Here is a 12,750-nt window from a genome sequence, read left to right on the forward strand (position 1 = left end):
AGTACACTCCCCAAATGCGTAAATTTTGCTTTCCACCACATTTGTTGAGCGCAATCTGGACAGCGCAACTGCTTATTCAATACTCAAATTACCTGCACGAGAGGAGAGTATGGATATGCAACCGACTTACACCATTGGCGATTATCTGCTGGATCGTCTCGTAGATTGCGGCATAGACCGCTTGTTTGGCGTACCAGGCGATTACAATTTACAGTTCCTCGACAGCGTTATTGCGCATCAAAACTTAGGGTGGGTGGGTTGTGCAAATGAGCTAAACGCGGCCTATGCCGCCGATGGCTATGCGCGTATTAAAGGCGCAGGCGCGCTATTGACCACCTACGGCGTTGGCGAGCTTAGCGCGCTCAACGGCATTGCCGGAAGCTATGCTGAGCATGTCCCTGTTCTGCATATCGTTGGCGCTCCCTGTACCGGCGCGCAGCAGCGCGGCGAGCTCCTGCACCACACGCTTGGCGATGGTGATTTCAGCCACTTTTCGCGGATGAGCGAACACATTACCTGTTCTCAGGCGGTGCTGGCAGCGGGAAATGCCTGTTATGAAATCGACCGGGTATTAAGCGAAATGCTGACTCATCATCGACCAGGTTATCTGATGTTGCCCGCCGATGTGGCAAAAGCAAAGGCGACGCCACCTGCCAGTCGTTTGCTTATTGAAGGTCTGCCTGCCGATGAGAACCATCTGGCCGGATTTCGCGAGCACGCTGAGCTGATGCTAAGGAGGAGTCGCCGCGTATCGCTACTGGCTGATTTCCTCGCCCAGCGTTACGGTCTGCAAACTGTACTCAGAGAGTGGGTGGCGAAAGTCCCCGTTTCTTACGCCACGATGCTGATGGGCAAAGGACTTTTTGATGAGCAGCAGCGTGGCTTCGCTGGGACTTATAGCGGGATAGCCAGCTCAGAGGAGACTCGTGAGGCTATTGAAAATGCCGATACGATTATCTGCGTCGGCACGCGTTTTACCGACACCATTACTGCCGGTTTCACTCAGCGCCTCCTGCAGGAAAAAACGATAGAAATCCAACCCTTCGCTGTTAGAGTTGGCGACCATTGGTTCAGCCGGGTTCCGATGGATAAAGCCCTTGATGTCTTAATTGAGCTCTCAGCCAGTCTGGCAACTGAGTGGATCCCTGCGCGAATTTTGGCTACTGGTGTGGACAGCGCATCTGAGGGGAGCCTGACGCAGAAAAATTTCTGGCATACGGTGCAGAAACAGCTGCGCCCTGGTGACATTATTCTTGCCGATCAGGGAACCGCTGCCTTTGGCGCTGCAGCGCTTAAGCTTCCAACTGATGCAACGCTTATTGTCCAGCCGTTATGGGGATCGATAGGCTTTACCCTTCCGGCGGCCTACGGGGCGCAAACGGCGGCGGCGGACAGAAGAGTAGTACTGATTGTCGGTGATGGCGCCGCGCAGTTAACCATTCAGGAGATGGGATCGATGCTCAGAGATAGGCAACGCCCGCTGATTCTCTTGCTCAATAACGAAGGCTATACGGTCGAACGCGCGATTCATGGCCCAGAGCAGAGGTATAACGACATTGCTCTCTGGGACTGGAATCGTCTGCCTGAAGCTTTTGCACCCGATGTACCATCCTGCTGCTGGCGGGTGATGCGTACGCAAGAGCTGGAAGAGGCAATGACCAGCAGCGTCACCTCAGACAGGTTGACGCTGGTGGAGGTGATGCTGCCGAAAATGGATATCCCTGATTTTCTACGGGCGGTAACCCAGGCGCTGGAAGAGCGAAACAGCCGCGTTTAATCGTTGCGCCGTTTTGCAATCATCAGCGGCTTTCCCGCCAGCAGCAGCCAGGCAGGAAGCATAACGATACACAGCAGCGGTAGGAGAGTGGAATCCGGCACCACAACCGCTGCCATAAACAGGCTTAACCAGCCATCGCGCGTGACTACCAGCGTCAGGCCGAGAATGGCGCAGGAGACAGTGATGGCCGCCGGAACGGCCGGAACATGCGCATGTAGCATGAGTCCGAGCGCGACGCCGACGAATACTGCCGGAAAAATACGCCCTCCGCGAAAGCCGCAGGCGGCGGCCATCACCAGCGCCGCCAGTTTAATCAGCGCAATAAGCATGTAGTCATTAGCGCTCAGAGTCAGGCTTAGCGCCAACTGCTGCATTTCATCCAGACCTTTAAACAACGTGATATGCCCGCCGATGACACCCAAAACGCCTAATAAAAAGCCGCCAATACCCAGGGTTAATATCGGGTTCTTCAGGCGTTGCATCAGCGAATGCAGGCGCGGCAAGCACCAAACGGCAACCATGCCAACGGCAATAGCAATAAGCGCAACGATGGCGCCGCTGATGATGTCAACAAAGCGTAATTCTGGCAGATAGGGTAGCGGTAGTGAAAAGTGGGGATGAAAAAACAGGCTGGTGGTCAGTGAACCAGCCGCCGCGGCAAGGAGTGGGGCAAACAGCTTGTCCCACAGCGGGACATCATTGCTGCTGTTTAACGTTTGCGAAAAAATAAGCGCCGCCGCGACCGGGGTGCCAAATAGTGCGCCGATAGTGCCGGATGCGGCGAGGATCGTCCAGTCCAGAGCGCTGACTCGGGGGAAAATGCGGGAGCCAAGCGCTACCGCCAGGGCGATATTGACAACCATAATGGGGTGTTCCGGCCCGAGGCTAACGCCGCCGGCCAGGCCGAGTATCAGCGCCGCGAGCAGGCCCGGCAGCGCGCTGAGGCTGACCGGTGCGCCAATTAACGATTCTGTTGCTGGATCCGGGCCCGCGTGGCCTGGACTAAAACGGACTACGAGGCCGACGGCGATACCGGTGCAGGTGAGGATGGCAATCGTCCAGAAAGGTCCGCTGGCGTTGATGCCCACGCTAGCTGGCAGGCTGGTCCACAGGATATTTTGCAATACGGTGGCAATTTTCATCGCTACGATTAATACCAGGCTGGAAGCAATACCAATCATGACTGCAGGTATAGATAGCAATAGCATTGTTCTGGCGCGTGGGTGCAGCATGTAAAAGATCCTTCTGAGAGTCTTGAGCACTAATTTGCATGGACTCTTAAAGGGCGTCGACGCAAATGGTGCTGAAACGATAAAGTAATGATGCAACCTGTAAATTGTAAGAGCCATGATGCTCAAATTTTCATGAATTTCAGCTCAACTGTGACGTAGATCGCTAAACCAAGGGTGCTTATGCGTTGGTCGTTGTTGTTAGCGCTTCATGAATTTAGAGTGTGCCAAAAGAATTATTTTGACTTTAGCGGAGCCGTAACGGAATGACAAAATTTGCTTTAGTAGGGGACGTTGGCGGAACGAATGCCCGTCTGGCGTTATGTGACATCGCAAGCGGGGAAATCTCTTGTGCCAAGACCTATTCCGGGCTCGATTATCCCAGTCTTGAAGCCGTTGTTCGGGTCTATCTGGAGGAGCATGACGTTAAGGTTGAAGACGGCTGTATCGCTATCGCCTGTCCAATTACCGGTGACTGGGTGGCAATGACCAACCACACCTGGGCGTTTTCTATCGCCGAGATGAAAAAGAACCTGGGCTTCTCTCATCTGGAAATCATTAATGATTTCACAGCCGTGTCGATGGCGATTCCGATGCTGAAAGCGGAGCATCTGATTCAGTTCGGCGGTGCGCAACCAGTGGAAGGCAAACCCATTGCCGTCTATGGCGCAGGAACCGGTCTGGGCGTTGCTCACCTGGTACATGTCGATAAACGCTGGGTAAGCCTGCCGGGCGAGGGCGGTCATGTGGATTTCGCGCCGAACAGCGAAGAAGAAGGCATTATTCTGGAGGAGCTGCGTACCGAGCTGGGACACGTCTCCGCCGAACGCGTGTTATCGGGGCCTGGTCTGGTCAATCTTTATCATGCGATAGTTAAGTCTGATGGGCGTCTGCCGGAAAACCTGCAGCCGAAGGATGTCACTGAACGCGCGCTGGCCGATACCTGTATCGATTGCCGTCGTGCGCTGTCGCTGTTTTGCGTCATTATGGGGCGCTTTGGTGGTAACCTGGCGCTGACTCTCGGCACTTTTGGCGGCGTATATATCGCTGGCGGCATTGTTCCGCGCTTCCTTGACTTCTTTAAAGCCTCTGGCTTCCGCGGTGGTTTTGAAGATAAAGGTCGTTTCAAAGCCTTTGTCCAGGATATCCCGGTATATTTGATAGTCCACGACAACCCTGGGCTGCTGGGTTCCGGTGCTCACCTGCGCCAGACTCTGGGCCAGGTTCTCTAAATGTCCTTCTTACCCGGTAATGCGCTTATCCGGGTAAGATCTCCTACAGATGCATGAGCTGGCGAAACTCTTTTACTTTGCTGCGGCTGACTGGAACCTGAAATTCCAGATCGCGAAGCCGCAGGATATAGGTATTGTTGAACCAGGGTTCAATTTCACGAATTTTATTCAGATTGACGCAATATGAGCGGTGGCAGCGGAAAAAGTGCGCTGGCGGTAGCTTATTGCAGAATTCAGTAATATTCATCGGCATTACGAATGACTCCCGCCGGGTATAGACGAAAGTCATCTTCTCATGCGCCTCTGCGTAGTAAATGTCGTGGATGCTGGTGACAATAATCCGCTCATCTTTAATCAGATTAATTGTGTCGTTTTCCCGAGCTGGGTTGGGTGCCGTCCCGCTACCGGCGCTAACCTGCTGCTGTTGCCAGGCGCCGGTTAGCTTTTGTAGCATATTGATGATACGTGATTCCTGGTACGGCTTCAGGATGTAATCAAACGCTTCCAGCTCAAAGGCTTCCACGGCATGCTCTTTCCACGCGGTAATAAACACGATAAAGGGCTTGTGCGCGAACTGACTGATATTCTGTGCCAGAAGAACGCCATCCAGAGAGGGGATGTTGATGTCGAGAAAAATGGCATCGACTTTGTTGTGCTGTAAAAACTTCAGCACGTCCAGTCCGTCGTCAAAGGTGCCGACAATTTCCATCTGGCTATGGGTGTTAATCAGCCAGGTGAGCTCTTGTTGCGCCAGAAATTCATCTTCAACAATGATGACTTTCATCTTATCTCCACTCATGACAGCAACGACTCCGTCGCCGCCTGGGGCGCGTGTTGGGTTGGTACGTAGAAGGCAATTTCGGTTCCCGGAGTCAGGCGTCGGATGTGCAGACCTTCGCCGTACAGCAGCTTGACCCGGTGATGAACATTCAGTAAACCAATTTTATTACCCGGCATTTCGTCGGCTTCTACTCTTGCTACGACCGCCGGGTCAATGCCGTTGCCGGTATCGCGAACGCTAATTCGTACACGATTTCCACACTCATTAATTCCGATGGTGACCACGCCTTTACCTTTACAGGGCTGGATCCCATGAACGATAGCATTTTCCACTAGCGGCTGAATAAGCAGGCTGGGGATCATGAAGCTGATTTCATCATCAATATCATAAATCACCGTTAGCTTGTCGCCGAAGCGTGCCTGTTCAATCGCGATATAGTCCTTGATTTGATACAGCTCTCTTTTGATATCTATCTGTTCATCATCTTTTAATTCAATGTTGTAGCGTAAATAGCGCGATAAATTAAAAATCAGCTGGCGCGCGGTGTCCGGATTCATGCGGATTGAAGACGAAATTGCATTCAGGGCGTTAAATAAAAAATGGGGATTAATTTTGCTCTGCAGCGCGCGCAGTTCGGCTTTATTGGCCATCTCACGAAGCTGTTCGGCACGAGAGACTTCCAACTGTGTAGAGATAATTTGCGACAGGCCGATTGCCATTTCCTGCAGCGAAGAGGTGATGCGATGCGCGTGGCAATAATAGATTTTTAACGTACCAGTGACGACGCCTTTCTCCCATAACGGAATGACCAGCATGGAGTGTATTTCCGGCGTTCGGTGAGCTTCGTCATTGTTTTTAATAATGATTTTTCCATAACGGATCGCCTGTTGCGTCGTCGGGCTAATAAAATCGTCGTTATCTCGATAGTTGGCCTCCCCCACGCCAACATAGGCCATAACCTGCTGGGTATTGGTGATGGCGACGGCATCGGCATTGATATCACGACGGATGATGTCGCAGACCTGGCGCAGGGATTCGCTATTCACATGGCGAAATAGCGGTAGCGTTTTGTTGGCGATATCAAGCGCCAGTTTTGCTTGCCGCGCGGCGCTGGCCTCCTTTTCACCTTCAACGCTCTGCACCAGCAGAACGATAAAGCCGATACAGACGCTGCCGAGGATCATCGGAATACCGATTTTTGACACAATATCTATCCCTAGCGACAACGAAGGGGCCCACGTGACCACGAGGATCATGGTTAACGTCTCACACAGCATTCCGGCGAGAATGCCTGCTTTCCAGCGTTGCGCTTTGGAAACTTTACGGCTGATAAAACCGGAGAGCAGGCCCGCGACAATACTGGTGATAAAGCAGGGGATGGCGGTGACGCCATCAATATCGATCAGATAGCGATGTACCCCGGCAATCACGCCCACCATCGCCCCGACCCAGGGGCCGAAAAGGATCCCCCCGGACATGACCGCGATAATACGCACGTTGACCAGTGATCCCTCGACCGGAACGCCAGACCAGGTACTGAACAGAGCAAAGAGGGAGAAGATTGCCGTCACAGCCAACAGCTCTTTTGGCGTGTGCGCGGATTTATGCAGAAGCTCACGAAACAGGCGCAGGCGAATGAGGAAAAAAAGACAAATCAGCATTAATGCCGCACGGTCAAAAACCGCCAGCAGCATAGTAAATATTTCGTGCATGTGTGCGCCGTGATAATCGCGAGAAAGCAATATGATAGAAAACCTTACGACAGAAGGCTAGCCGAAGGCATGAATAGGGAAAAGTCGCACAAATAAAAGGGGATTAATAACAAAGACTTTAGATTCAATCTCATCTATTGATGAGAAATATTTTAAGTAAAATTAATGATATCAATATGTTGATTTTTATCGATTGATAGATAGAGTTGAGGGTCATTTCTGCCGTATTTAGCTGAACTGATACCCGTTTTTATCGCCTGAAATTATTTTTTATCTTCCCTATCGACAGCAGGAATTTTTTCGGGTTATTTTCTAAACGTGCTGCAAATGCAGCCGCGTCGCTCGGACGGTCCGGGCGCTAACGTTAATCTGAGGAATCTATGGCTGAATTCAGTCCTGAACGCCGTTTTACGCGTATCGATCGTCTCCCCCCGTACGTTTTTAATATCACTGCCGAACTGAAAATGGCTGCGCGACGCCGCGGTGAAGACATTATTGATTTCAGCATGGGCAACCCCGACGGTGCGACTCCGCCGCATATCGTAGAGAAGCTCTGTACCGTTGCCCAGCGCCCTGATACGCACGGCTATTCCACATCTCGCGGCATTCCGCGCCTTCGCCGGGCGATTTCGCGCTGGTATCAGGATCGTTATAACGTTGAGATCGATCCGGAGTCAGAAGCGATTGTCACCATCGGTTCAAAAGAGGGACTGGCGCATCTGATGCTGGCAACTCTCGATCATGGTGATACTGTGCTGGTGCCAAATCCCAGTTACCCCATCCATATTTACGGCGCGGTGATTGCCGGAGCCCAGGTGCGTTCAGTACCGCTGGTTGAAGGCGTTGATTTCTTCAATGAGCTTGAGCGCGCCATTCGCGAGAGCTATCCGAAACCGAAAATGATGATCCTCGGTTTCCCATCCAACCCGACCGCGCAGTGCGTCGAGCTGGAGTTCTTTGAGAAAGTTGTCGCGCTGGCGAAGCGTTATGACGTACTGGTCGTCCACGATCTGGCTTACGCTGATATTGTTTACGACGGCTGGAAAGCACCTTCTATTATGCAGGTTCCCGGCGCGCGCGACGTTGCCGTCGAATTCTTTACGCTATCTAAAAGCTACAATATGGCGGGCTGGCGTATCGGATTTATGGTCGGTAACAAAACGTTGGTCAACGCGCTGGCACGAATTAAAAGCTACCACGATTACGGTACTTTCACTCCTCTGCAGGTTGCGGCGATTGCTGCGCTTGAAGGCGATCAGCAGTGCGTACGCGATATTGCTGAGCAGTATAAGCGCCGTCGCGATGTATTGGTGAAAGGGCTGCACGAAGCGGGATGGATGGTGGAGTGTCCGAAAGCATCGATGTACGTATGGGCGAAGATCCCTGAGCAGTATGCGGCAATGGGCTCGCTGGAGTTTGCTAAAAAGCTGCTGCAGGATGCCAAAGTCTGCGTTTCACCGGGTATAGGCTTTGGGGATTATGGCGATACCCACGTTCGCTTTGCTTTAATCGAGAACCGCGATCGTATCCGCCAGGCCGTGCGCGGCATTAAATCTATGTTCCGTGCCGACGGGCTTCTTCCAGCCTCGACCAGGTTGACAAGCGAAAGCAACGAATGAAAAACGGGAGCCAGCGGGCTCCCGTTTTTTTAACATCATTATGGCTAGATCATCAGGGCGAAAGTACCGGCCCAAACGATGACCATAAAAGAAATGCCCATTAAAAAATATTTCACGACTCATCACTCCGCGCTCTCTGCGAGACGCCTTAAATGAATTTAATTTTCATTGCCTGCTCAACTAACGCTAACAAAAACAGAACATTTTACCGTTGGCGATAGCTGTGAATTCTGTGCTCAAACTGCTCCAGATGGCGCTAATGTACGCCTAAAAAATGAGGGAAACAAGAGCCATTTTCTTATTAATTTTTAGTTACTTACGAGTGTCGTTATTCGGCGACACATTAATTTCATTTGGTATTAAATCTTATTCTGGCGACGGTTATTAACGGCAGTTTTTTGCCCGGATATAGCCATTTGATTTTGGGCTTTTTTCTGCTCGAAAGGGAGGCGGGATAAACATCCCGCACGATAAAAAGGGGCTTTTAGCGAGTCGCAGAGTCCGGGTGTTGCCACTCTTGCGGATAACGCGCAGGGGAGAAGCGCAGTGTTATGGTCATCAGTCCTAAGACGAAAACGGCGTGCAGCATCCAGTCGAGCAGGTAGTTGCCGCTCAAACTTCGTAACATCCCCGATATCCAGGGGGAAATGCCTGCAATAATAAAACCGACTCCCTGCATAAAGGCCACTAGTCGACCCGCAATAGCGGGCTGCTCTGCGTGATCGAGCGCCAGCACCAGGCACAACGGAAATGCGCCACCTAAGCCAATACCACAGCAGACAGCCCATATAAGCGGTACCTGCTGTGGTAGCCAGATAAAGCCGCAGAAGCCGACGAGTTGTAATGTCAATGTCAGCATCAGAAGCTTACGCCGATCTTCATGTCTGGCCAGAATGGGTAGGAGAAGCGCGCCGCCAGTCTGGCCAACGGTCATTAGCGCCAGCAGAGTGCCGCTGAACTGTGCGCTGTGCCCTAACTGCATATAGTATGGCGGTAGCCAGGCGATCAGGCTGGCATAGCCGCCGTTGATCAAGCCGAAATAGAGTCCAAGCGTCCACGCGCGGCGATTGCGGAAGAGGTTTGACCGTATCGCCATTGCTGCCGATGGGGACTGGGTGGGTAGCGATCGACTTAGCGGCCACCAACTGAAGAGCGCAGCTGCGGCTGGTAAGGACCACCAGGCAAGCGCGTGATGCCATATAGCGCTGTGTTGTGCCAGCCATGGCTTGAACGCCGCACCCAAGCCACCTCCGCCCATCAGCGCAGCCGACCATAGTCCCATGACCTGCGGCGTCCGACGCTGGAACTGCCGTTTTATCAACGCCGGGATAAGCGCCTGAATAATACCAATGCCAATTCCTCCAAGGAGAGCACTGCCCAGCAGTATCCCGCTCTGCGGCGCCAGCTCACGAAGAAAAGCCCCGCCAGCAATTGTTAGCAGACTAAGGGCGATACTTTGACGCTCGCTGATCTGGTGGTTGAGCCAACCCCCGCCCAGCGCCAACAGACCCATAGCGATCACCGGGAGTGCTGTGAGCAGGGAAGCAAGGGTGAAGCTCATTCCGCTTGCCTGCTGTATCTGAGGAAGCAGTGGGCCTACTGAGGTCAGCAGCGGGCGCATATTCATACCAATAAGCACCAGAACCAGCAGCATGGCGCCGTTACGTTGTATCTGATTCATTGCTGAATGGTCCGCCTTGAAGAAGAGACGATGGTTGAGTGAAGAAGAGCCATGCAGGAAAACATCCGGGCATCCTGTGGAGATTAACAAGGAGGATGTGGTGAGCGTACGTATTTTGTTTCATAAGTTAAAATACTTATTTATGATTAAGTTCATTTGAATTGCTTATGGATGAATTCATGCTCTTACGCCACCTCACTTACTTTATTGCCGTTGCGGAACACGGTGGTTTTACGCGGGCGGCGACGGTATTGCATGTCTCACAGCCAGCGTTGTCGCAGCAAATTCGCCAGCTTGAAGAAACTCTGGGCGTACAGCTTTTTGATCGCAGCGGGCGCAATACTCGCCTTACTGATGCCGGCTCGGTCTGGTTGATTTATGCTCGCCGAACTTTACAGGGATTAGCCGAGGGACAGCGTGCACTTCATGATGTTGAAGACCTGCAGCGAGGAACGCTGCGCGTTGCGATGACGCCAACCTTTACGACCTGGTTTATGGGGCCGCTGGTGGCTTCATTTTATCAACGTTACCCGAATATTACGTTGAATATGCATGAGATGGCACAGGATCGGATGGAGGCCATGCTACTTAATGATGAACTGGATATTGGTATTGCTTTTGAAGGTCACGATTCTCGAGACATCGAGTCTCATCCGCTGTTCATGGAAACTCTGGCGCTGGTAGTAGGGCTACACCATCCTCTGAAGGCGACAGGTGATGTACAACTGGCCGCGCTCAGTCAGGAATCTTTGATTCTGCTAAGCAATGCGTTTGCGACCCGAGAGCAGATCGATCGCTATTGCCGAAAGCATGATATTCAACCCAGAGTGGTGATGGAAGCTAATTCAATTAGCGCAGTGTTGGCAGTGGTGAAACACACTACGCTAGCGACGCTTCTTCCGGCAGCAATTGTTCGGAACAGTAGAGATTTGACGGCCCTTGAGCTAACGCCAGCATTGCTGGAAAGAACTGCCTGTTTGATGCAGCGTAAGGGAGTCTGGCAAAGCGCTGCCGTGCGGGAGTTTATTGTGATGGTGCAGGAGATGTCGACGCTGGTTCATATGCAACAATCTAAATGTAGTTAATAAAGTAAAGTATATGTATTCATGTGATTTTTTTCATCATGATTGCCGTAATAGAGCGTTGGGAAAATAGATGGATAGCGGTAAAAATGGATGTAGTATGCCGTTCTCTTCTTTTATCTGTCACTCAATTGGATTTGTTATGCCTTATCGCTTTATGAATTGAAGCTCCAGCAAGGATATTTTTACAATGTATAATTGTAACCACGAAGCGGCTTTGATGAGTTTTACCAAATTCATCTTTACATCAACTCTATCTCAATTTGTCCTATTGTAAAACTCTCGAAAGATTTTGCCTTCAGATTTTGTCAGAAAAGATAGAATGCTTGTCGAGTGCAGGATTTAATTGCATAAACTCATTAATGAAGTCTCCAAGGGTTTTGTTTTGTAAAGTGAATTGAGGTTCGTTTATGATTTTTTTATTTAAAATAATTGTTGGCTCTTTAGTTAGATCAAGAGGGCGACTGCTTATTGTATGCTCATAAATTTTCTCAACATCCTTGCTAAGGATATAGATTTTATTGAGCGATAATGGCAGATTACTGCTATCGTCTGGAGAAAAATGGCAAAAAAGCGTATTGTTCGCAGGATTTATTGCGCTAACTTCTCGTGCTAACTGGTTGTGTTCTGGGCATTCCAGGAGTTCCACAAGGTTTTTTGAGGCCGTATGCCAAAGTCCGGATATGGTAGCTTTGAGCTGGATTTGTATTGCATGATTGCCGTGATGAGTTTCTATAGCTGAAACGCTATCTTTTAATTCCAGTACTCTATCTACTCTGGAGTATTGCGACCATGTTTCTTTAGTTTTTTTGAATATGTCATTCTGATTTGAAGCAAAAAGATTATGTTTATTTGTCTTGTCTTTATTTGGTGTTATCGCGATGTTCAATGTTCCTGTGATATTGGTTAATTTTACACAGAGGTTTATTGCACCGATATCATGCCAGTGAAGTAGATCTTCAACTTCACAATTTAATAGTTTTTGTGCACGAAAAATTGAACAGTACTCAAGCGGTGGAATATTGTTCATCTTCCAGACATTTCTTTCAGTTTTATTCATGATCTTATTTTCTTGTTTGGTTGGTTTTTGTTTATATTAATTCATTGATGAGGTAATCATATATGTAATTTGTGTTAACGTTTTCATGAATTAAAAAAATTCATTTTTTTGATCTTGAATTCATTTTGAATTGAGTTTATTTAAATAAAGTGAGCTATATATTTAACGTTAATGGCTCTATTCATTTCTACTGTGAATGATAAATTGCATGTGCTATTTATCACGGAAATTTTAATCTAATTGATAGAAGAATACGAAATGGTGCCGTTCAGGTGTTGATGATTGCTCACGTGAAAAAACACTCATTGCAAATAACTGTATAATACTCATTAATCTAATCCGAACGGCGCCATATTATCGTAGACATGCCTAAGCATTATCATCCGACCAGTAGAAATGGATGGACATAAACCAGTTACTTTGAAAGCTCTGTCGAAAAGTGTCCCCTGCAGGAATCGAACCTGCAACTAGCCCTTAGGAGGGGCTCGTTATATCCATTTAACTAAGGGGACAGGGCGGCGCGATTATAGCGCCTTTTCCTTTATAGGTTAAGCTGATACGGACTGATTGCTCAAAC

Annotated in this window: 10 protein-coding genes and 1 tRNA gene; 4 read left to right on the plus strand and 7 right to left on the minus strand. The window is 49.9% G+C overall.

The genetic code is table 11. The features are described from left to right. Positions 1-115 precede the first annotated feature (115 nt). Positions 116-1,777 (plus strand): alpha-keto acid decarboxylase family protein, encoded by a 1,662-nt coding sequence (locus FN082_RS16035; protein ID WP_142982031.1) that lies wholly within the window; start codon positions 116-118, stop codon positions 1,775-1,777. On the opposite strand, the gene FN082_RS16040 is transcribed toward FN082_RS16035, so the two are convergent. Beyond that, positions 1,774-3,009, minus strand: coding sequence for an ion channel protein (locus tag FN082_RS16040; RefSeq protein ID WP_139536681.1), 1,236 nt, complete (start codon positions 3,007-3,009; stop codon positions 1,774-1,776). The two genes, FN082_RS16035 and FN082_RS16040, sit on opposite strands and share 4 nt — an antisense overlap. Before the next feature lie 263 nt (positions 3,010-3,272). On the opposite strand from FN082_RS16040, the gene glk reads away from it, so the two are divergent. Next, complete coding sequence (glk, locus tag FN082_RS16045) at positions 3,273-4,238, plus strand: glucokinase (protein ID WP_139536680.1); 966 nt, start codon at positions 3,273-3,275, stop codon at positions 4,236-4,238. A gap of 43 nt (positions 4,239-4,281) precedes the next feature. Here the strand turns inward: glk and FN082_RS16050 are convergent, their stop codons facing one another. Together FN082_RS16050 and FN082_RS16055 are read right to left on the minus strand one after the other, a co-directional pair. Next, positions 4,282-5,022 carry a LytR/AlgR family response regulator transcription factor gene (locus tag FN082_RS16050; RefSeq protein ID WP_139536679.1) on the minus strand — a complete coding sequence of 247 codons (741 nt, stop codon included), beginning with the start codon at positions 5,020-5,022 and terminating at the stop codon, positions 4,282-4,284. Positions 5,023-5,033: 11 nt separating this feature from the next. Continuing rightward, positions 5,034-6,713, minus strand: coding sequence for a sensor histidine kinase (locus FN082_RS16055; RefSeq protein WP_185932124.1), 1,680 nt, complete (start codon positions 6,711-6,713; stop codon positions 5,034-5,036). 398 nt (positions 6,714-7,111) lie between these two features. Between FN082_RS16055 and alaC the strand changes: the two genes are divergently transcribed. After that, the gene (gene alaC, locus FN082_RS16060; protein WP_139536677.1) at positions 7,112-8,350 is read left to right on the plus strand and encodes an alanine transaminase; all 1,239 of its coding nucleotides are present in this window, start codon (positions 7,112-7,114) and stop codon (positions 8,348-8,350) included. Positions 8,351-8,394: 44 nt separating this feature from the next. On the opposite strand, the gene ypdK is transcribed toward alaC, so the two are convergent. Both ypdK and FN082_RS16070 read right to left on the minus strand, forming a co-directional pair. Further along, the gene (gene ypdK / locus FN082_RS16065) at positions 8,395-8,466 is read right to left on the minus strand and encodes a membrane protein YpdK (RefSeq protein ID WP_077777854.1); all 72 of its coding nucleotides are present in this window, start codon (positions 8,464-8,466) and stop codon (positions 8,395-8,397) included. Positions 8,467-8,834: 368 nt separating this feature from the next. Continuing rightward, the gene (locus FN082_RS16070; RefSeq protein WP_142981917.1) at positions 8,835-10,031 is read right to left on the minus strand and encodes a cyanate transporter; all 1,197 of its coding nucleotides are present in this window, start codon (positions 10,029-10,031) and stop codon (positions 8,835-8,837) included. Between the two features lie 179 nt (positions 10,032-10,210). Between FN082_RS16070 and cynR the strand changes: the two genes are divergently transcribed. After that, complete coding sequence (gene cynR / locus FN082_RS16075; protein ID WP_139536675.1) at positions 10,211-11,116, plus strand: transcriptional regulator CynR; 906 nt, start codon at positions 10,211-10,213, stop codon at positions 11,114-11,116. A gap of 295 nt (positions 11,117-11,411) precedes the next feature. Here the strand turns inward: cynR and FN082_RS16080 are convergent, their stop codons facing one another. Together FN082_RS16080 and FN082_RS16085 are read right to left on the minus strand one after the other, a co-directional pair. Then, the gene (locus tag FN082_RS16080) at positions 11,412-12,173 is read right to left on the minus strand and encodes a hypothetical protein (RefSeq protein WP_142981918.1); all 762 of its coding nucleotides are present in this window, start codon (positions 12,171-12,173) and stop codon (positions 11,412-11,414) included. Positions 12,174-12,613: 440 nt separating this feature from the next. After that, positions 12,614-12,685 (minus strand) — tRNA-Arg (locus FN082_RS16085). Positions 12,686-12,750 lie beyond the last annotated feature (65 nt).

It is taken from the genome of Klebsiella spallanzanii, from assembly GCF_902158555.1.
Classification (GTDB): Bacteria; Pseudomonadota; Gammaproteobacteria; order Enterobacterales; family Enterobacteriaceae; genus Klebsiella; species Klebsiella spallanzanii.

Bases quoted from the DNA above. Each gene is read 5' to 3' on its own strand.
- FN082_RS16055 (WP_185932124.1), bottom strand. From the start codon at position 6,713: ATGCTGCTGGCGGTTTTTGACCGTGCGGCATTAATGCTGATTTGTCTT.
- FN082_RS16070 (WP_142981917.1), bottom strand. From the start codon at position 10,031: ATGAATCAGATACAACGTAACGGCGCCATGCTGCTGGTTCTGGTGCTT.
- glk (WP_139536680.1), top strand. From the start codon at position 3,273: ATGACAAAATTTGCTTTAGTAGGGGACGTTGGCGGAACGAATGCCCGT.
- FN082_RS16040 (WP_139536681.1), bottom strand. From the start codon at position 3,009: ATGCTGCACCCACGCGCCAGAACAATGCTATTGCTATCTATACCTGCA.
- cynR (WP_139536675.1), top strand. From the start codon at position 10,211: ATGCTCTTACGCCACCTCACTTACTTTATTGCCGTTGCGGAACACGGT.
- FN082_RS16035 (WP_142982031.1), top strand. From the start codon at position 116: ATGCAACCGACTTACACCATTGGCGATTATCTGCTGGATCGTCTCGTA.
- FN082_RS16050 (WP_139536679.1), bottom strand. From the start codon at position 5,022: ATGAAAGTCATCATTGTTGAAGATGAATTTCTGGCGCAACAAGAGCTC.
- alaC (WP_139536677.1), top strand. From the start codon at position 7,112: ATGGCTGAATTCAGTCCTGAACGCCGTTTTACGCGTATCGATCGTCTC.
- FN082_RS16080 (WP_142981918.1), bottom strand. From the start codon at position 12,173: ATGAATAAAACTGAAAGAAATGTCTGGAAGATGAACAATATTCCACCG.